The sequence below is a fragment of the Leisingera sp. ANG-M6 genome (assembly GCF_000813905.1).
GTDB lineage: Bacteria > Pseudomonadota > Alphaproteobacteria > Rhodobacterales > Rhodobacteraceae > Leisingera.
Map to the genome: position 1 here is coordinate 16,275 of NZ_JWLG01000027.1, position 20,044 is coordinate 36,318.

Below are 20,044 nucleotides of genomic sequence, written 5' to 3' on the forward strand. Positions count from 1 at the left end.
ATGAAGCAAAATCCAATTTCCCCCACCATCCCGCTGGACCAGGACGGGGTGCACCACGGCTATCTGAAGCTGCCCTACAGCCGCGATGATTCTGCTTGGGGCTCGGTGATGATCCCTCTGACGGTGATCAAGAACGGCGAGGGGCCGACCGCACTTCTGACAGGTGCCAACCACGGCGACGAATACGAAGGCCCGATTGCACTTCAGGAACTGGCCGCGACCACGCTGGCGGGGGACATCACCGGCCGGCTGATCATCGTACCGGCCTTCAACTACCCGGCCTTCCGCGCCGCCAGCCGCACCTCTCCCATCGACAAGGGCAATATGAACCGGTCGTTCCCGGGCCGCCCAGACGGCACCGTGACAGAGAAGATCGCCGACTACTTCCAGCGCACACTCTTGCCGATGGCAGACCTGGCGGTGGATTTCCACTCCGGCGGCAAAACGCTGGATTTCGTACCCTTCGCCGCCGCCCATATCCTGGAGGACAAGGCCACGCAGGAAGCGTGTTTCGCCGCAATGAAGGCCTTCAATGCGCCCTATTCGGTGGAGCTTTTGGAGATCGACAGCGGCGGCATGTATGACACTGCGGTCGAGGAAATGGGCAAGGTCCTGGTCACAACGGAACTTGGCGGCGGCGGGTCGTCATCTGCGCGCAGCAATGCGATTGCCAAGAAGGGGCTGCGCAATGTGCTGATCCATGCGGGTATTTTGCGGGGCGAAATGAAGATAGACGACACCGTCAATCTGACAATGCCGGATGATGACTGCTTCCTGTTCAGCGAAGGCGACGGGCTGTTTGAGATCATGGCAGACCTCGGCGAAGCAGTTGCCAAGGGTGATCTCCTAGCCCGCGTCTGGCCTCTGGACCGCACCGGCCAGCCGCCGGTGGAATACCGCGCCCGCCGTGCCGGCCTCCTGATCAGCCGCCACTTCCCCGGGCTGATTAAATCCGGCGACTGCGTTGCGGTTGTCGGCGTCACCGCCGGCTGATAGGCGGAAGACATGCAACTGGACCAGCGCGATCTCGACATTCTGCGCGTGCTCTCCACCGAGGGCCGCATCACCAAGGCCGCGCTGGCCGTGCGGATCGGCCTGTCGCCGACCCCCTGCTGGGACCGGCTGAAGAAACTGGAACAGGCCGGGCTGATCGAGGGCTACGGCGCCCGTATCAACCTGCGCAAACTGGCGCCGCATGTGACAGTCTTTGTCGCGGCTGAGATTGCCGACCATACCGCCGCCAGCTTCCGCGCGTTTGAGGCTGCGATGCAGCGCTATGAGGAGGTCACCGCCTGCTGGGCGCTGGGGGGCGGGTTCGACTACCTGCTGCAGATCGTCACCCGCGACATCGACGCCTATCAACGGCTGATCGATGAGATGCTGGACGCCCGCATCGGACTTTCCCGCTATTTCACCTATGTGGTGACCAAGCCGGTCAAGGGCACCGGCGCGCCGCCGCTGGACATTCTTCTGGAGCAGGGGTGATCCCGCGCAAATACCCCTGAGCGGCAGCTGTTTCTTCTGCACCGCCCCTGAACTTCAGTCACATTCTCTGCCCGCGTCAGGCACATTCCTCTGCAAGACATGAGGAGGACAGCCATGACAGAGACCGCACTCTCAGCCCGGACCGGGATTGCCGACAAAGCCCTGGTGCGCTCTTTTTCCTACATAGGCGGCAAATGGCGCGCCGCCGCCAATGGCGAGACCTTCCCGGTTTTCGATCCGGCGGACGGAGCGGAACTGGGCCATGTGGCCAGCCTTTCAGCAGAAGAATCCTCTGCCGCGGTGGATGCGGCGCAGACGGCCTTTGCGGCTTGGGCCGGGATGCTCCCGCAACAGCGCGCCGCCATCCTGCGCCGCTGGTTTGAGCTGCAACTGGATCACAAAGAAGACCTCGCCCGCATCATGGTGCTGGAACAGGGCAAGCCGCTGTCGGAGGCGCGGGGCGAGATCGATTACGGCGCGGCCTTTGTCGAGTTCTACGCTGAGGAGGCTAAGCGCCCCAATATCGAAGGCGTCACCAGCCACCTGCCCGATGCGGAGGTGGAGCTGTGGCGCGAGCCGGTAGGCGTGGCGGCGCTGATCACGCCCTGGAACTTCCCCTCTGCCATGCTGACGCGCAAGGCGGCAGCTGCGCTGGCGGCGGGCTGCACCGTGGTGGCGCACCCGTCGGCTGAGACCCCGTTCAGCGCGCTGGCGCTGGCGGAGCTGGCAGAGCGCGCCGGCTTCCCGCCCGGCGTGTTCAACGTGGTGACCGGCCACGCGCCCGCCATCGTCGAACACTGGACCCGCGACACCCGCGTGCGGGCGCTCTCCTTCACCGGCTCTACTGAGGTGGGCAAGCTCCTGTACCGCCAGTCGGCGGACACGGTGAAGCATCTGGTGATGGAACTGGGCGGCCACGCGCCGGTGATCGTTTTCAAGGGCTGTGATCTGGACAAGGCCGTCAGCGAAACCATCAAGGCCAAATTCGCCACCTCCGGCCAGGATTGCCTCGGCGCCAACCGGATCTATGTGGAGCGCCCGATCTATGCAGAATTCTGCGCCCGCTTCACCGCAGCCGCCCAGGCGCTGACCATCGGCAAAGGCATGGAGGATTGCGACCTTGGCCCGCTGATGAATGAAAAGGCAGTTCAAAAGCAGGAAGAGCATGTGGCTGATGCGCTGGCAAAGGGCGCGACGCTGGCCTGCGGCGGCAAGCGGCACCCATTGGGTCCGCTGTTTTTTGAGCCTACCGTGTTGACCGATGTGCCCGCAGATGCGTGCATCATGTCGGAGGAGACCTTCGGCCCCGTCGCCCCCATCACCCCCTTCGACACCGAGGAGGAAGCGGTGGCGCGCGCCAATGACAGCGAATACGGGCTGGTCGCCTATGTCCACAGCCAGGACCCGCGCCGCATTTACCGTCTCAGCCGCGCGCTGCAATACGGTATGGTGGCGGTCAATCGCACCAAGGTGACCGGCGCGCCGATCCCCTTTGGCGGCACCAAGCAATCCGGCCTGGGCCGCGAAGGCGCGCGGCTGGGCATGGAGGAATTCACCGAGGTTAAATACGTCTGCCGCGACTGGGCGTGAGGATACCGGACTCCGGCGCGGAGTCCGGCCCGGATTTGCACGGCAAATCCGGGTGTCAGACACAGGCGGGACATCCCGGATTCCGCGCCGGAATCCGGGCCGGAATTCTCGCAGAATTCCGGTTTGCCGCAGAACTTGAGAAGGAAAACACCAATGCTGAAGAACGACCAGCTTGACCAGTGGGACCGCGAGAACTTTTTCCATCCCTCGACCCACTTGGCGCAGCACGCCCGCGGCGACAGCCCGAACCGGGTCATTAAAACTGCCTCGGGCGTGTTCATCGAAGACCGTGATGGCAACAAGCTGCTCGATGCCTTTGCGGGTCTTTACTGCGTAAACGTGGGCTATGGCCGCCAGGAGATCGCTGAAGCCATCGCTGATCAGGCGCGGGAGCTGGCCTATTACCACTCCTACGTGGGCCACGGCACCGAGGCCTCGATCACACTGGCCAAGATGATCCTGGACCGCGCGCCCGCGAACATGTCCAAGGTCTATTTCGGCCTTGGCGGCTCGGACGCCAATGAAACCAACGTCAAGCTGATCTGGTACTACAACAACATTCTGGGCCGCCCCGAGAAGAAGAAAATCATCTCCCGCTGGCGCGGCTATCACGGCTCTGGGCTGGTCACCGGCTCGCTGACAGGCCTCGAACTGTTCCACAAGAAGTTCGACCTGCCGGTGGAGCAGGTGATCCATACCGAGGCGCCGTACTATTACCGCCGCGACAACCTGGATCAGACCGAAGAGCAGTTCGCGGCCCATTGCGCGGCGGAACTGGAAGCGCTGATCGAGCGCGAGGGCGCAGACACCATCGCCGCTTTCATCGGCGAGCCGGTGCTGGGCACTGGCGGCATCGTGCCGCCGCCCGCAGGCTACTGGGAAGCCATTCAGGCGGTCTTGAAAAAACACGACATCCTGCTGGTTGCGGATGAGGTTGTCACCGGTTTCGGACGGCTCGGCTCCATGTTCGGCTCGGACCACTACGGGATAGAGGCCGACATCATCACCATCGCCAAGGGCCTCACCTCGGCCTATGCGCCGCTTTCGGGGTCCATCGTCTCCGACAAGATGTGGAAGGTGCTGGAGCAGGGCACCGATGAGAACGGCCCGATCGGCCACGGCTGGACCTACTCCGCGCACCCGATCGGGGCGGCGGCGGGAGTGGCGAACCTCAAGCTGATCGACGAGCTGAACCTTGTCACCAATGCCGGCGAAACCGGTGCCTATCTGAACGCCACCATGGCAGAGGCGCTGATGGGCCACGCCAACGTGGGCGAGGTGCGCGGCGAGGGGATGCTGTGTGCGGTGGAGTTCGTGAAGGACAAGGACAGCCGCACCTTCTTTGATGCCGCTGACAAGATCGGGCCGCAGATCTCTGCCAAGCTCCTGGAGCAGGACAAGGTGATTGCCCGCGCCATGCCGCAGGGTGACATCCTGGGCTTCGCACCGCCGTTTTGCCTGACCCGCGCCGAGGCCGATCAGGTGGTCGACGCCACCTTGCGCGCGGTCAAGGCAGTACTGGGGTAACGCCCGCCGCCGGTCAGTTGCGGCAAATCTCGAGGACGGCACGCAGGCCCCGCCTGCCGTCCTCGAAAGTGAGACGCCCGCCGTGCTGCTCTGCCACCGTGGCAACGATCGTCAGCCCCAGCCCGAAGCCGTCGATGGCCCGGGTGTTTTCGCCGCGCCGGAACGGGGCAATCACCTCGGTGATCTCCGCCGCCGTCATGCCGGAGCCTTCGTCCTCCACTGTGATGATCGCGTGATCGGCAGTGGAACTGAGGCTGATGGCGGCGCGGCGGCCATATTTCAGCGCATTGTCGATCAGGTTGGTGATGGCCCGCTGCAAGGAAACAGGCCGCGCCACCACCAGCATCACCTGACCCTGCGGCACCGCGCTCTGGCCGGGGGCAGAGGTAAAAACGGACCGCCCGCCCGCCGCCACCTGCGGCTCCGGCGGCAGCAGCTCCACCGGTTTGCCCATGTCCTGATAATCAGCCGCCAGCGCCTCCACCAAGGAGCTGAGCGACAGGCGGCGCGGGGTCTCGGCGCTCATCTCGGCGCGGGTGTAGGTCAGCACGCTTTCGATCATGCCGGTCATGGCGTCCAGATCCGCCTCGAACTTCTGGCGCAGCTCCACGTCCTGGATCAGCGCCGCACGCAGCCGCAGCCGGGTGGCGGGGGTGCCAAGGTCGTGACTGATCCCGGACAGCACCGCGGCGCGGCTGGCAAGCTGTTCGCGCTCTGTCTCCAGATAGCTGTTCACTGCTGAGACGATCTCCTGCAGCTCGCCGGGGCCTTGCATCGCATAGGCGTCCGGCCCGCCCAGCCGGCGGCGGTGGCGCAGAGCGCGGGCGAAGCGGTCGAAATGGGCCGAGGTGTCCATCACCAGCGTCGCCAGCACCGCCAGGGCCAGCAGCGACAAGAGAACCGCCGGCAGGCGCAGGTCGCGCGGCGCGGCAGAACAGCCCCAGACGGCAGTGCCGTCGACCCGCTGCCAGGGGCCATAGCCCGCGCGCGCAAAGATCACCGGCTCACTGCAATAGGTTGCCAGCAGCCGGGTAACCGCCCCCAGTTTCTCTGCCGCGGTGGCTCCTCCTGCGGGCGGCAGTTCCGCCACCGGATACCGCAGGGCGGGGGAGGCGATAACCAGCGCCAGAACCTCCCCTGACAGGGGATCGGGGCCGCTGTCCAAGATCGAGACATTGGTGAACAGGGAAGGCTTCGCGATCCCCTGCAGCCGCAGATAATCGCCAGCGGCCAGGGACGCAGCCTTTTCCGGCGCCACGGACGTTACTGTCACCCCCGCAGGCGGCGGCGCGCCGCGGCGCAGGGTGGCGTCCAATGTAATGCCGGAAATGGCAGCGCGAGTCAGATGCGCCTGCCAGCTGGCGCCGGAGTGGAACCAGCCCCAGGCACCGCCCAGCCCGGCGGCAAAGGCCAGCGGCAGCAGGATCAGCCCCCGGGTTCTGAGCCGCAGCGCCACGGGCCTCAGTCCCCGCCAGTCTCAACATCCACCGCCAGGACATAGCCGGTGCCGCGCTCGGTGCGCAGCAGCCGCGGGTCCTTGGGTGTGTCTTCAATCTTGGAGCGCAACCGGCCCACCAGCACGTCAATTGCGCGGCCCGAGCCCTCGTCACTGCCGCCGTCGCCGGTCACATCCAGTGCCGCCGCAATCTCCTCACGCGTCAGCGGAATATGCGGGTTGGCCAGGAACACCTTGAGCAACCCGGTCTCGCGCCGCGACAGCGCCACCTGCACGCCGACGGGAGAGATCACCTCATCCCGCTTGGCGTCATAGGTCCAGCCGCCAAAGCGGAAGGTGGCCACGCTGCGCCGGTAGATCAGCGACGACGACCGCCGCGCCCGCTGCAGCACGGCGCGGACGCGCGCCAGCAGCAGATCGGGGTTGAACGGTTTGGCAATGTAATCATCCGCGCCGGATTCATACCCCGCCATCCGCTGGTGATCGGCGGACAGCGCCGACACCAGAATGATCGGCACATCCTGCTCACTGCGCAGCCGGGTGCAGATCTCCACCCCGTTTTCATCGCCCAGCATCACGTCGAGCAGGATCAGGTCGATCCGGCCCGCGCCGATCTGCTCGCGGATCTCCGCCTCGCTGCCGCAAGGCAGGGCGATAAAGCCGTTCTGACGCAGGTATTGGGTCAGCATCATGCGCGTCTCAACGTCGTCATCCACCACCAGAAGCCGCGGAATCGCCATCTGTTGCTCCCTCCCCGAAACCGCCCCTTGCGGCTGTCCCGCCTGTTTGTTTGTAACATCATGCAACAAAATCAATTGCTGCGTAACAACAGGTAACAGGCTGGCGAAAAAACTGCTGCGGCAGGCGTCCGGGCCACTGCCGGGCAATTGAAATGCAGCACCGGGACCGGGCAAGCTGATTGGCGAAGGCTGCGGGGAGCAGCCGTCACATAAGGGAGGAATGAGCGATGAAATACACCGCTTTTGCGGCCGCATCGGCCGTGGCACTGGCCTGTGCGGCACCGGCTGTGGCCGGGCCGGAGGCCGAAGTTCTGCACTGGTGGACATCCGGCGGCGAGGCCAAGTCGGCCGCGGTCCTGCAACAGGAATTTGCCGACAACGGCGGCACCTGGACCGACATGCCGGTGGCCGGCGGCGGCGGTGATGCAGCAATGACCGCACTGCGCGCCCGGGTTCTCTCCGGCAACGCGCCCACTGCCGTTCAGCTGAAAGGCCCCGCCATCCAGGAATGGTATGAAGAAGGCGTGCTCGCCGATATCTCCTCCGTGGCCGAGGCCGAGGGCTGGGGGGACGTGCTGCCCGGCTCGATCGCCGAACACATGAAATGCGAGGGCAAATGGTGCGCAGCACCGGTGAACGTGCACCGCGTCGACTGGATCTGGGCCAATGCCGCGCTCTTGGAGGCCAACGGCATCGAAATGCCCCAGACATGGGAAGACTTCAACGCCGCCGCCGACAAGCTGATGGCCGCGGGCATCACCCCGCTGGCGCATGGCGGCCAGGCCTGGCAGGACGCCACCGTGTTCGAGGCCGTGGCGCTTGGCATCCTGGGGCCGGAGGATTTCCGCAAGGCATTTGTCGAATTGGACATGGACACCCTGAAGTCCGGCAAAATGGCCGCGGTGTTTGACCAGATGCGCAAGATGCGCGGCTTTGTCGACGCCAACTTCCCGGGCCGCGACTGGAACCTGGCCACCTCGATGGTGATGAACGGCGAGGCGGCGTTCCAGATCATGGGCGACTGGGCCAAGGGCGAGTTCCTGGCCGCGGGCAAGGAGCCGGGCAAGGATTTCCTCTGCGCCTCGGTGCCGGGCGACGGGTTCCTGTATAACGTCGACAGCTTTGCCATGTTCGAGGTCGACGGCGAGGACAAGCAGGCCGGGCAGGATCTTCTGGCCAAGCTGATCGTCGGGCCGAAATTCCAGGAGGTGTTCAACCTCAACAAGGGTTCGATCCCGGCGCGGGTGGACGTGAAATTGGATGCATTTGACACCTGCGCCCACCTGTCGGCCAAGGACATGGGCGACAGCGCGGACAATGGCTCGCTGCTGCCAAGCTATGCCCACGGCATGGCCCTGCGCGGCGCGCAGGCTGGCGCCATCACCGACGTGGTGACTGCGCATTTCAACTCGGACATGTCCTCGGCTGAGGCCGTGCAGATGCTGGCCGACGCTGTCGCCAACTCCATGTGATCCTCCCCCGGGCCTCGCGTCCTCCGGGATGCGGGGCCACCTAATTCAAGGGCCGTCACTATGACTGAATGGCTTGAACGTCATATTCCGAAGATGGTGCTGGCGCCGTCCTTCGCCGCGGTACTGGTGTTTGTCTACGGCTTCATTGCCTGGACCGCCTGGGTATCGCTGACCCGCTCCCGCCTGCTGCCGAAATACGAGATCGACGGGCTGATCCAGTACGAGCGCCTGTTCAACGCGCCGCGCTGGGACACCGCGATGTCGAACCTGTTTGTGTTCGGCACCCTGTTCATCCTGATCTCGATGGTCCTGGGCCTGATGCTGGCCATCCTGCTGGACCAGAAGATCCGCACCGAGGGCGTCCTGCGCACCATCTATCTGTATCCGATGGCCCTGTCGCTGATCGTGACCGGCACCGCCTGGAAGTGGATCATGAACCCCGGTCTGGGGCTGGAAGCCATGGTGCGGGGCTGGGGGTTCGACAGCTTCACCTTCGACTGGGTGATCAACCCGGACAAGGCGATCTATGCGGTGGTCATCGCCGGTGTCTGGCAGGCGTCCGGCTTTGTGATGGCGCTGTTCCTGGCCGGATTGCGCGGGGTCGATGGCGAGATCATCAAGGCCGCACAGGTCGATGGCATCCCCACCTGGCGGATCTATACCGCGATCATCATCCCCTCGATGGCGCCGATCTTCCTGTCTGCCTTCATCGTGCTGGCGCATCTGGCGATCAAGAGCTTCGACCTGGTGATTGCCCTCACTGGCGGCGGCCCCGGCTATGCCACCGATCTGCCCGCCACCTATATGTATACGATGGCCTTTTCCCGCGGCGATATCGGCCAGGCGGCCAGCTCTGCCATGGTCATGATGGGCGTGGTGTTCGCGATCATCGTTCCGTATCTCTACTCTGAGCTGAGGGCCAAACATGACTGACGTGACGCTTGCCCCCGCCGCCGCAGCCAGCCGCCGCAACTGGAGCCACTTCGCCCTGCGCTGGACGCTGTTCACCCTCCTGGGCCTGTTTGCCCTGTTCTATCTGATGCCGCTCTTTGTGATGATCACCACCTCCTTGAAAAGCCTGGAGGAAATCCGCACCGGCAGCCTGATCGCCTTCCCGCGGGAAGTGACCTTCGACGCCTGGCGCACCGCCTGGTCGGAGGCCTGCACCGGCATCCAATGCGAGGGCCTGCGCCCGTTCTTCTGGAACTCCGTGGTGATCGCGGTGCCTGCGGTGGCGATCTCCACCATGCTGGGGGCGGCAAATGGCTATGTCATCGCGCAGTGGCGGTTCCGCGGCGCCAACCTGATCTTCTCGCTGATGCTGTTCGGCTGCTTCATCCCGTTCCAGGTGGTTCTGCTGCCAATGGCACGGATGCTGGGGCTTATGGGCCTGGCAGGCAGCATTCCGGGGCTGATCTTTGTCCATGTGATTTATGGCATCGGCTTCACCACGCTGTTCTTCCGCAACTTCTATGTCACCATCCCGCAGGATCTGGTGAAGGCGGCCAAGGTGGACGGCGCGGGGTTCTTCCGGATCTTCTGGTCGATCTTCCTGCCGCTCAGCCTGCCGATCATCGTGGTTACCGTGATCTGGCAGTTCACCCAGATCTGGAACGACTTCCTGTTCGGCGTCTCCTTCAGCCAGGCGGGCACCCAGCCGGTGACCGTGGCGCTCAACAACATCGTCAATTCGACCACCGGCGTGAAGGAATACAACGTCGACATGGCCGCCGCGATCATCGCCGCGCTGCCGACGCTGCTGGTCTATGCCGTTGCCGGCAAATACTTCATCCGCGGCCTGACCGCTGGATCTGTGAAAGGGTAAACTCATGGCTCCCATTCTGGACATCACCAACCTGCGCAAGAACTACGGCGCGACCGAGATCCTGAAGGACATCAACGTCAGTATTGAGCCGGGCGACTTCCTGGTGCTGGTTGGCCCCTCCGGCTGCGGCAAGTCCACGCTGCTCAATTGCATCGCCGGGCTGGAGCCGATTTCCGGCGGGCAGATCGAAATCGGCGGCCGCGATATGACCCACGTCAGCCCCAAGGACCGCGACATCGCCATGGTGTTCCAGTCCTACGCGCTCTACCCGACGATGACGGTTGCCAGGAACATCACCTTCGGCATGAAGGTGCGCGGCGCCGATGCCGCCACCCAGGAGCGCAAGCTGAAGGAGGTCGCGGCGCAGCTGCAGATCGAGGCGCTGCTGGACCGCCGCCCGGGCCAGCTGTCCGGCGGCCAGCGCCAGCGGGTGGCGATGGGCCGCGCACTGGTGCGCGACCCCAAACTGTTCCTGTTCGACGAACCGCTGTCGAACCTCGACGCCAAACTGCGCGTCGAGATGCGCACCGAGATCAAGAAGCTGCACCACAACCTAGGCGCCACCATGGTCTATGTCACCCACGACCAGATCGAGGCGATGACGCTGGCGACCAAGATCGTGGTGATGAAGGGCGGTGTGGTGCAGCAGATCGGCACGCCTGCCGAAATTTACAACAAGCCCGCCAACCTGTTTGTGGCCGACTTCATGGGCAGCCCGGCGATGAACCTGATCCCGGCCCGCGCTCAGGCGAACGGCGACGGGACAAGGATCGAGATGGACTGCGGCGGCAGCGCCCCGATCGTGCTGAAGGACAGCCGCGCCACCGGCCTGCCACAGGACGTGATCCTGGGCGTGCGCCCCGAAGACATTGCCGAGGCGGGCTTCCGCGCAGGCGAAGGCGTGCAGGAAGCCGCCTGTATGATCGACATGGTGGAGCCCGCAGGTGCGGACACTTATGTGGTCTCCAACCTCGGCGGCAAGCAGGTCACCGCGCGGCTGCACGCCGAAACCCGGGCGCAGCCGGGGCAGATGCTGGACCTGGCTTTTGATCTGTCCAAGGTCTCCTATTTCTCGCCCGCAACCGGCGAGCGGCTGAATTGACCGGGCTGCGGCTGGCCGCCGACGTGGGCGGCACCAACACCCGGCTGGGGCTGGCACGCGGCGGCGTGCTGCTGGCAGACACAGTGCAAAGCTTCCGCAACGACGCTTTTGGCAGTTTTGCGGAAGTGATGGACCTATACCTTCAGGATGCCGCCCCCGGCGGCGTGGAGGAACTCGCCATTGCCATCGCCGGTCCGGTCACCGGCGCCACCGCGCGGCTGACCAACCGGGACTGGCACTTTGACGCCGCAGCGCTGTCGCGGCATCTGAACGGCGCGCAGGTGCATCTGCTCAATGACCTTGCAGCACTGGGGCAAGTCTGCCCGCATTTGCAGGCAGACTGCCTGGACACAGTGGTTGCCCCTGCAAGCGATGCGGGCGGAGACGGCCAGCGGCTGGTGGTGGGCATCGGCACCGGTTTCAACCTCTCACCGGTGCTAGACGCCGGCGGGCAGCTGCAATGCCTCAACGTGGAATACGGCCATGTCAGCCTGCCGCTGGACGTGGCAGAGCGCCTGCGCAGCCACGTGACGAAGGCCGGAACGTTCACCACTGTCGAGCATCTGTTCTCCGGCCGCGGCCATGCGGCGGTGCGCAGCCATTTCCCGGCAGATGATGCGGGCACGCAGGAGTTCCTGGGCTTCTATGCCCATCTGCTGGCGCTGCTGGCCCGCAACCTGATGCTGGCTTTCCTGCCCGCGCAGGGCATGTATTTCGCCGGCGCCGTGGCCCGCAGCATCCTCACCTCCCCGGCGCGGGGGCTCTTTGCGGAGCGCTTCCAGCAACCCTTCGCACTCGACGCCCGCATCGCCGCCCCGGTGCATGTCATTCTGGATGACGCCGCCGCCCTGAAAGGCTGCGCAGCCCTGCGCCTGCCGGGCTGAGGGTTTGACGCCACGAATTCAGCACCATCCTGATTACAACCTGCAGACTTAACGGTGGTACTGCGCAAACACCTGCCCCTCCAGCCGGGTGATTGCCACCGGCGTCTGATAGAGCGCGCTCAGGCGCTCCGCAGTTACAGCCTCTGCCACCGGGCCCTGAAAGGCCACTTGCCCCTCCCGCAGCGCCACCACGTGATCGGACCAGCTGATCGCATAGTTCAGATCATGCACCACGATCACAATCCCCTTGCCCTGCGCCTCTGCCAGGTGCCGCAGCTGCGCCATCAGGTTGCGGGCATGGTGCAGGTCGAGGTTATTGAGCGGCTCGTCCAGCAGCAGCCAGTCAGTGTCCTGCGCATAGGCCATGGCGATAAAGGCCCGCTGCCGCTGGCCGCCGGACAGCTCATCCAGGAACCGGGTCTGCAGGCAGCCCAGATCAAACAGCGCCACCGCCCCGTCAATGGCCGCGTGATCCGCAGGCCCCAGCCGCCCCGCGCTGTGCGGCCAGCGGCCAAAGCCGACCAGGTCGCGCACCCGCACCCGGCTGGCGACGCTCAAATGCTGCGCCACCACCGCCATCTTGCGCGCCAGCACCGCTGGAACCGCCTGAACCAGGTCCAACCCGTCCATGCGGATGCTGCCGCCAGCGGGCGTCATCTGCCGGGCAATCAGCTTCAGCAGCGTCGATTTGCCCGCGCCATTGGGACCGATCAGCGCCGTCACCTGGCCTGCCGGGATATCGGCACTCACGTCTTGCAGGATGGGGCTCGCTGCGGAGCCGTAGCTGAGGTTTGAAACTTGGATCACTGGATTTTTCCTCTCACCAGCAGGACCAGGAACAACAACCCGCCGCAGAACTCGATCACAACGGCCAGGGTGGATTGCAGATGCAGCAGCCGCTCGAACACCGTTTGCCCGGCCACAAGGATCAGCGCGCCGATCAGGGCGGCGGCGGGCAACAGCAGCGCGTGGCGGTGGCTCTGCATCAGGCTGTGGGCCAGGCTAGTCACCAGCAGCCCAAGGAAGGCCAGCGGCCCCACCAGCGCGGTCGCAACCGACACCAGCGCCGCAATCAGGCACAGCACCCGCAGTTGCAGCCCGTCATATGCCACGCCGAGGCTGCGCGCCGGGGTGCGGCCCAGAGCGGCCACGTCCAGCACGCGGTGATGACGCACCAGCCACAGGGCGGCCAGCGCCATCAGCCCCAGCCCCGCCATCAGCGCGGAGCGGTCGATGCCGCTGAACTGGGCAAACATCCGCGCCTCGACCATGGTGAACTCCGAAGGCTCCATCAGCCGCTGCAAAAAGGCCGTCAGGGTCCGGAACATCACCCCCAGCACCACGCCCGCCAGCACCATCAGCTGGATATCGTGCCGGGTGCGGCCCAGCAGGCTGGTGAACAGCACCAGCGCCGCACCCAGCATCACCGCGGTCTCTAGCGCAAACCCCGGAAGGCCGGAAATGCGGCTGGCGTCCGCAGCCCCCAGCCCCGCTACCAGCCCGGTCTGCAGCAGCAGAAACAGCGCATCAAACCCCATGATCGAGGGCGTCAGGATGCGGTTCTGGCTGATGGTCTGAAACAGAACGGTCGCCACGCCGGCTGAGGCCCCGACCGCCAGCAAGGCCGTCAGTTTGACCAGCCGCAGCTCAAGAATATAGGCGGTCGGCCCGCGCAACCCCCAGAACAGGAACAGCGCCGCCGCCGCCGCCAGCAGGCAGCCCAGCACGATCAGCCGCCGGTCAGCCACCCGCCCGCCGCCCCAGCAGAAGGTACAGGAACACGGCGGCACCGAAGATGCCGAACACGGTGCCGGCCGGGATCTCATAGGGATACCGCAGCACCCGCCCCAGAATATCGCAGACCAAGAGCAGCCCGGCCCCGGCAGCGGCCACCACCGGCAGGCTTTCGCGCAGGTTGTCGCCCATCAGCCGCGACACCAGATTGGGCACCACCAAGCCGATAAAGGGCAGCATCCCCACCGTCACAATCACCAGCGACGACACCAGCGACACGGTGACAATGCCGAACCCCAGCACCTGCCCGTAACGCAGGCCCAGGTTCAGGCTCACATCGCGGCCCAGTCCGGCAATGGTGAACTGATCGGCGGCAAAATAACTCAGCAGCGCCAGCCCGCCCGCCAGCCACAGCAGCTCATACCGCCCCGCCAGGATGCCGGAAAACTCACCGCTCATCCAGACGCCAAGGTACTGCAGCAGCCCGCCCTCGATGGCGATGAAGGTGGCCACCGCCATCAGCAGCCCGCCATAGACCAGCCCGGATAATGGGATCAGCAGCACCTGATGCGGCGGGATGCGGCGGGCCAGCAGCATGAAGACCCCGGTACCCGCCAGCGCCGCCCCAGCGGCGGCCAGCATCTTGACCAGAATGGGCGCGCCGGGGGCCATCAGCGTCACCGCCAAAAGGCCCAGCATTGCTGCCTCGCTGGTGCCGGTGGTGCCCGGCTCGACAAACTTGTTGCGCACCAAAAGCTGCATGATCACCCCCGCCACCGCCATCGCGGCACCGGTCAGCAGCACTGCGGCAGTGCGCGGAATGCGGCTGACCGCCAGCACCTGCAGCGCCTGCGGATCGCTCAGCAAGGAGCCAAGCGGCAGCGGCCCGGCCCCCACCAGCAGGCTGACCAGCGCCAACGGCACCAAGAGCGCCGCCGCCAGCAGCAGCCAGCGGCGCGGCGCACGCGGCTGAGGTGCAGCCAGATCAGCCACCGGCTTTGACGCCCTGCGAAAACCCGGCTTTGATTTCTTCCAATGTCGCGCTCATCGACTGGATACCGCCGCCCGCCACATAGATATTGGCGGCGTTCAGATAGATCACCTGCCCCGCGGCCCAGGCCTTGGTGCCTGCAACCAGCGCGTTGTCCAGCGTCACCGCGGCGGCTTGATTGCCTTGCCCCAGCGCCACAGCCCGGTCCACCACGATCAGCCAGTCGGGATCTGCGGCAGCAATGAATTCAAACGATATGGCCTCGCCATGGGTCTGCGCATCCAGATCCGGCACCGCCTCCGGCAGCTCCAGCGCCTTATGCAGCCAGCCGAACCGTGACTGCGCCCCATAGGCCGAGACCCGCGGCCCGTTGGTCATCACGATCAGCGCATCGCCGCGCCCGGCCACCGCCGCCTTGGCCTCTGCCAGCTTGGCCTCGAACGCCGCCTCCAGCTCTGCCGCCCGCTCCGCGCGCCCCGTCAGCTGGCCATAGCTGCGCAGCCGCGCCAGCGCCTGCTGTGCCAGATCGGTGCCCCAGATCGTCATGTCGATGGCAGGCGCAATCTCCGACAGCGGCTCCACTTGCGTGGAGGACCGCCCGCCCGCCACAATCAGGTCCGGCGCCAGCATGGCAATCGCCTCGAAATCCGGCTCAAACAGCGTGCCGGCAGAATCTGCGCCTTCCTTCAAATCGTCCAGATAGCTGACAAACATCTCGGCAGGTACGCCCACCGGCTGCACCCCAAGCGCGTCCAGCGTATCCGCCGCAGCCACGTCAAGAACCACGATTCTCTCTGGGATTTCAGGCAGCTCCACCCTGCCCCTTGCGGTCTCAACCGCAACCGCTTGCGCCGATGCCGCACCCGCCAGGGCGAAAAAAACCGGCGCCGCCAGTTGCAAAACCTTCCAATGTGCCATTTCCTGTCCTCTGATGAGATGGACTTCGGCTGGCTTGGAAGGCTTGCTGAAAATCAAGGGGGGCTTACCGGCACATGCTGCAAAAGTCCAGACGCACCATTTCGCTGCCCCCGCGGCAGCCAGCGGACGCGCCCGCCCGGCGAAGGCGCGCAAATCACCGGCCTGCCTGCAGAAAACCTCTTGAAGCAGCGAAACACCGATTGTAAGGAGGCGGCCACCGCACGGTCCTGCACCTGATAAGGCTTCGACCCGAACCGTCAGCTTTGCACCTCCCAGCCCCCTCGAACTCTGGACAGAAAGGCCCCGCGATGCCGCACCGGCTCCCCCTCTCCGATTTCCCGAAACGCCCGGCACAGGCGCAAAGCCGATGAGCGGCGGCGAAACCTATGAGGGCCTCTATGGCCTCGACGCCTGGGGCAGCGGCATGCTGGAGGTCACCCCGGACGGCGCCGTCGCGCTGCGCCTGCCGCAGGACCCGGACGCCAAACCGACCCCGCTGCCGGAGGTGATCGCGGCGATTGAGGCGCGCGGCATTTCCGCCCCTGTGGTGCTGCGGGTGCATCAGTTCCTGGAACAGTCGCTGAACCAGCTGCATGACGCCTTCAACGGCGCGATTGAAGCTGCGGGCTACAAGGGCCAGTACCGCGGCGTGTTCCCGATCAAGGTGAACCAGCAGGCTGAGGTGATCGGCCACCTGATGGCTGCGGGCCAGAAATTCAACTACGGGCTGGAGGCAGGCTCCAAGCCGGAGCTGATGATTGCCCTGTCGCAGCCCCTGCCCGAGGATGCGCTGCTGATCTGCAACGGATCGAAGGATGAGGCGTTTATCCGGCTGGCAATCCTGTCGCGCAAGCTGGGCCACAACACCGTGATCGTCATTGAGACTCTGGACGAGTTCGACATCATCCGCCGGGTGGCAGAGGATCTGGACATCCGCCCGCTCTTGGGTGTGCGGGTCAAGCTGACCGAGCGCGTCACCGGCAAATGGCAGGCCAGCTCCGGCGACCGCTCCACCTTCGGCCTTGGAGCCCATGATCTGGTGACGCTGATGGACCGGCTGCGCGACAGCGGCTTCCTCGACTGCTTGGTGCTGCAGCACAGCCACCTGGGCAGCCAGGTGCCCAACATCTTCGACATCCGCCGCGCCGCGGACGAGGCCTGCCGCTTCTTTGTGGAACTGACCCGCATGGGCGCGCCGATGACCCACATGGACCTCGGCGGCGGCCTGGGTGTCGACTACACCGGCGCCCGCCGCCCTGACGACAACTCGGTCAACTACACCGTCAACGAATACTGCACCAACATCGTTGAAACCATCCGCTACGCACTGGATGAGGCGGGCCTGCCCCACCCCACCATCGTCACCGAAAGCGGCCGCTTCGTGGTGGCGCATTCCTCGATCTTCATCTTCGAGGTGCTGGGCGCCACGCTGTACGATGCGCCGCAAAAGCCGCAGGTGCAGCCCGACGACCACCACCTGGTCTCCGACCTGATGGCGGTGGAGGCCTACATCGGCGCGCCGCGCTTTCAGGAGGCGCTGAACGACGCGATCTATTACCGCGATGAACTGCGGGCGCTGTTCCGCCGCGGCCAGATCGGGCTGGCGCAGCTGTCGCGCGCCGAACAGGGCTTCCTGTATCTGGCCGGCCTGTTCAAATCCGCCGCCCGCGGCGACGACAGCCTGACAGAGGCCGCCAGCGCCCTTGGCGCCTTCACCGACCACTACCAGGGCAACTTCTCGCTGTTCCAGTCGCTGCCGGATGTCTGGGCGATCGACCAACTGCACCCGATGATGCCGCTGCAGCGCCTGAACGAGATGCCCGCCCGCAACGCGATGATCACCGACATCACCTGCGACAGCGACGGCAAGCTGGATCACTTCATACTGGCCGACGGCACCTCCAACGCCCTGCCGGTCCACGACCTGCGCGAGGATGAGCATTACCTGATCGGCGTGTTCTTTGTCGGCGCCTATCAGGAAACGCTCGGCGACTTGCACAACCTGTTTGGCGATGCCAACGTGGTCACCATCTCTCTGGACGGCCAGGGCGGCTTTGATATCGAGCACGAGACCGAGGCCGATACCATCGCCGAGGTGTTGTCCTATGTCGAATACGACCCGCGCCAGTGCCTGGAAACCTTCCGCAAGCGGGTGGAACGCGCCGTGAAATCCGGCAAGGTCAACGCCGCGGAGCGCCGCCAGATGATTGCCGCCTACAAGGACAGCCTTGCGGGCAGCACTTATTTCGACTGAAGCCGCCCCCCGGCTGACCACCCAGGGGCACATCGGAACACCGGGGCCCCGGCCCCATCTGCAAAGGAAAATACACATGGAAAAGGTTCTGGTTGTTGGCGCCGGCGGCGTCGGATCCGTATCGGTCACCAAGATGGCCATGCACCCGGAGATCTTTAAGGAGATCACCCTGGCCAGCCGCACGGTCTCCAAATGCGAAGAGATCGCCGCCAACGTCAAGGAACGCACCGGCGTCACCATCCGCACCGCGCAGCTGGACGCGATGAACGTCGCCGACACCGTGGCGCTGATCAAGGAAACCGGCGCGGAACTGCTGGTGAACCTGGCCCTGCCCTATCAGGACCTGGTGCTGATGGACGCCTGCCTCGAGGCCGGCATCCACTACCTCGACACCGCCAACTATGAGCCCGAGGACGAGGCCAAGTTTGAATACAAATGGCAGTGGGCCTATCAGGAGCGTTTCAAGGAAGCAGGCCTGACCGCGATCCTGGGCGCCGGTTTCGATCCGGGCGTCACCTCGATCATGGCCACCTGGGTGCGCAAGCACAAGCTGGAGGGCATCCGCCTGATCGACGTGCTGGACTGCAACGGCGGCGACAACAGCAAGCCTTTTGCCACCAACTTCAACCCGGAAATCAACATCCGCGAAGTCACCGCTCCGGCCCGCCACTGGGAAAACGGCGCCTGGATCGAAAGCCCGGCGATGACCCATAAGTACGAGTTCGACTTCCCCGCCGTGGGCAAGAAGAACATGTACCTGATGTACCACGAGGAGCTGGAGTCGATGTCGACCCACTTCCCCGAGATCGAGCGCGCCCGTTTCTGGATGACCTTCGGCGATGCTTACATCAACCACGTCACCGTGCTGCAGAACATCGGCATGACCAGCATCGAGCCGGTGATCCACAACGGCCAGGAAATCATCCCGCTGCAGTTCCTGAAAACCGTGCTGCCGGACCCCTCCGAACTGGGTGAGCTGACCAAGGGCAAGACCTGCATCGGCGACATCATTACCGGCCCGGCCAAGGACGGCGGCGCAGAGAAGACTTATTACATCTACAACATCTGCGACCACGAGGAATGCTATGCCGAGGTCGGCAGCCAGGCGGTGGCCTATACCACCGGCGTACCTGCAATGATCGGCGCCGCGATGGTGATGAACGGCACCTGGCGCGAGCCGGGTGTATGGAACACCGAACAGCTGGACCCGGATGCCTTCATGGACATGCTGAACACTGACGGCCTGCCCTGGCAGGTGGTCGAGCTGGAAGGCCACCCGGAGTTCTAAGCGCTCCAAAACACCGGCTGCGGGCATCCACTGCCCGCGGCCAGACATGTCGGGCTGGTTTCTTCAGAAGCCGGCCCTTTCCGTTCCCGCCGCAACGAAAGACCCCGCCATGGACATCAAAGCGCTCTCCACCGACAGCTTTGCCCGCTTCGACCTGCACCGTGTGCCTTCGCCCTGTTTCGTGGTGGATGAGGCCGCGGTCGAACGCAACCTGACGATCCTGAAACAGGTCGCGGATGCCTCCGGCGCCAACGTCCTCTTGGCGCTCAAGGCGTTTTCGATGTTTGCCGTCGCCCCCTTGGTGCGGCGCTACCTGTCCGGCACCTGCGCCTCCGGCCTTTACGAGGCGCGGCTCGCGCGCGAGGAATTCGGCGGCGAGGTCACCACTTATTCCGCGGGCTTCAAGGCGGACGACCTGCCGGAAATCATCCGCCTGTCGGATCACCTGATCTTCAACTCCCCCGCCCAGCACCGCCGCNNGCCCGCGCGGGCGGCGAGACCATCTCCATCGGCCTGCGCGTCAACCCCGAGCATTCCGAGGGCTGGAACGAGAAATACGACCCCACTGCCCCCTGCTCGCGCCTCGGCACGCCGGTATCGCAGCTGAGCGATCAGGACTGGGAGGGCGTCGAGGGCCTGCATATGCACACGCTCTGCGAACAGCTGTTCGAACCGCTGCAGCGCACCTTTGCCGCGCTGGAAGAGAAGATGGGCCACCGCCTGTCGAGCCTCAAATGGATCAACCTCGGCGGCGGCCACCACATCACCATGCCGGACT

The 20,044-nt window shown here is 65.0% G+C and carries 17 protein-coding genes and 1 pseudogene; 12 read left to right on the forward strand and 6 right to left on the reverse strand.

The window, feature by feature from the left end:
• The 4 genes from doeB to RA24_RS20350 all read left to right on the forward strand — a co-directional run bounded on the left by doeB (position 1) and on the right by RA24_RS20350 (position 4,602).
• The gene (gene doeB, locus RA24_RS20335; protein ID WP_039193989.1) at positions 1–993 is read left to right on the forward strand and encodes a N(2)-acetyl-L-2,4-diaminobutanoate deacetylase DoeB; all 993 of its coding nucleotides are present in this window, start codon (positions 1–3) and stop codon (positions 991–993) included.
• A 12-nt stretch (positions 994–1,005) separates the two neighbouring features.
• The gene (locus RA24_RS20340) at positions 1,006–1,485 is read left to right on the forward strand and encodes an Lrp/AsnC family transcriptional regulator (RefSeq protein WP_019296502.1); all 480 of its coding nucleotides are present in this window, start codon (positions 1,006–1,008) and stop codon (positions 1,483–1,485) included.
• 114 nt (positions 1,486–1,599) lie between these two features.
• Complete coding sequence (locus RA24_RS20345; RefSeq protein ID WP_039193992.1) at positions 1,600–3,075, forward strand: NAD-dependent succinate-semialdehyde dehydrogenase; 1,476 nt, start codon at positions 1,600–1,602, stop codon at positions 3,073–3,075.
• 153 nt (positions 3,076–3,228) lie between these two features.
• Positions 3,229–4,602, forward strand: coding sequence for an aspartate aminotransferase family protein (locus tag RA24_RS20350; protein WP_039193994.1), 1,374 nt, complete (start codon positions 3,229–3,231; stop codon positions 4,600–4,602).
• A gap of 13 nt (positions 4,603–4,615) precedes the next feature.
• On the opposite strand, the gene RA24_RS20355 is transcribed toward RA24_RS20350, so the two are convergent.
• Positions 4,616–6,058, reverse strand: coding sequence for a sensor histidine kinase (locus tag RA24_RS20355; protein ID WP_039193997.1), 1,443 nt, complete (start codon positions 6,056–6,058; stop codon positions 4,616–4,618).
• Between the two features lie 5 nt (positions 6,059–6,063).
• Entirely contained in the window at positions 6,064–6,798 is a 735-nt protein-coding gene (locus RA24_RS20360) for a response regulator transcription factor (RefSeq protein ID WP_039194000.1), read from the reverse strand.
• Positions 6,799–7,025: 227 nt separating this feature from the next.
• Here RA24_RS20360 and RA24_RS20365 point away from each other — a divergent pair, with 227 nt between their 5' ends.
• The 5 genes from RA24_RS20365 to RA24_RS20385 are packed head-to-tail and all read left to right on the forward strand — an operon-like array spanning position 7,026 to position 12,081.
• Complete coding sequence (locus tag RA24_RS20365) at positions 7,026–8,270, forward strand: ABC transporter substrate-binding protein (protein ID WP_039194002.1); 1,245 nt, start codon at positions 7,026–7,028, stop codon at positions 8,268–8,270.
• Positions 8,271–8,330: 60 nt separating this feature from the next.
• The gene (locus tag RA24_RS20370) at positions 8,331–9,203 is read left to right on the forward strand and encodes a carbohydrate ABC transporter permease (protein ID WP_039174726.1); all 873 of its coding nucleotides are present in this window, start codon (positions 8,331–8,333) and stop codon (positions 9,201–9,203) included.
• Positions 9,196–10,095, forward strand: a complete 900-nt coding sequence (locus RA24_RS20375) for a carbohydrate ABC transporter permease (RefSeq protein ID WP_019296495.1) — start codon at positions 9,196–9,198, stop codon at positions 10,093–10,095. The genes RA24_RS20370 and RA24_RS20375 overlap by 8 nt, the downstream gene beginning before the upstream one ends.
• A 4-nt stretch (positions 10,096–10,099) precedes the next feature.
• The gene (locus tag RA24_RS20380) at positions 10,100–11,197 is read left to right on the forward strand and encodes an ABC transporter ATP-binding protein (protein ID WP_039194004.1); all 1,098 of its coding nucleotides are present in this window, start codon (positions 10,100–10,102) and stop codon (positions 11,195–11,197) included.
• On the forward strand, positions 11,194–12,081 hold the full coding sequence (locus RA24_RS20385; RefSeq protein WP_039194008.1) for a glucokinase: 888 nt from the start codon (positions 11,194–11,196) through the stop codon (positions 12,079–12,081). The genes RA24_RS20380 and RA24_RS20385 overlap by 4 nt, the downstream gene beginning before the upstream one ends.
• A gap of 48 nt (positions 12,082–12,129) precedes the next feature.
• Here the strand turns inward: RA24_RS20385 and RA24_RS20390 are convergent, their stop codons facing one another.
• Genes RA24_RS20390 through RA24_RS20405 form a run of 4 tightly spaced genes read right to left on the reverse strand, consistent with a single transcriptional unit; the run spans position 12,130 to position 15,724 of the window.
• On the reverse strand, positions 12,130–12,888 hold the full coding sequence (locus tag RA24_RS20390; RefSeq protein ID WP_039194011.1) for an iron ABC transporter ATP-binding protein: 759 nt from the start codon (positions 12,886–12,888) through the stop codon (positions 12,130–12,132).
• The gene (locus RA24_RS20395) at positions 12,885–13,829 is read right to left on the reverse strand and encodes an iron chelate uptake ABC transporter family permease subunit (RefSeq protein WP_039194015.1); all 945 of its coding nucleotides are present in this window, start codon (positions 13,827–13,829) and stop codon (positions 12,885–12,887) included. Before RA24_RS20395 ends, RA24_RS20390 begins: the two co-directional genes overlap by 4 nt.
• Complete coding sequence (locus RA24_RS20400; protein WP_082020409.1) at positions 13,822–14,808, reverse strand: iron chelate uptake ABC transporter family permease subunit; 987 nt, start codon at positions 14,806–14,808, stop codon at positions 13,822–13,824. Before RA24_RS20400 ends, RA24_RS20395 begins: the two co-directional genes overlap by 8 nt.
• Positions 14,801–15,724, reverse strand: a complete 924-nt coding sequence (locus tag RA24_RS20405) for a siderophore ABC transporter substrate-binding protein (protein ID WP_039194018.1) — start codon at positions 15,722–15,724, stop codon at positions 14,801–14,803. Before RA24_RS20405 ends, RA24_RS20400 begins: the two co-directional genes overlap by 8 nt.
• A gap of 367 nt (positions 15,725–16,091) precedes the next feature.
• Here RA24_RS20405 and speA point away from each other — a divergent pair, with 367 nt between their 5' ends.
• The 3 genes and pseudogenes from speA to RA24_RS20420 form a co-directional block, all read left to right on the forward strand.
• Positions 16,092–17,978: a biosynthetic arginine decarboxylase gene (speA, locus tag RA24_RS20410; RefSeq protein WP_039194020.1), complete on the forward strand. Its 1,887-nt coding sequence runs from the start codon at positions 16,092–16,094 to the stop codon at positions 17,976–17,978.
• 76 nt (positions 17,979–18,054) lie between these two features.
• Positions 18,055–19,266 (forward strand): saccharopine dehydrogenase family protein, encoded by a 1,212-nt coding sequence (locus tag RA24_RS20415; RefSeq protein ID WP_039194023.1) that lies wholly within the window; start codon positions 18,055–18,057, stop codon positions 19,264–19,266.
• A gap of 109 nt (positions 19,267–19,375) precedes the next feature.
• Positions 19,376–19,744, forward strand: a pseudogene (locus RA24_RS20420) (carboxynorspermidine decarboxylase); the annotation flags it as partial.
• Positions 19,745–20,044: the final 300 nt, after the last annotated feature.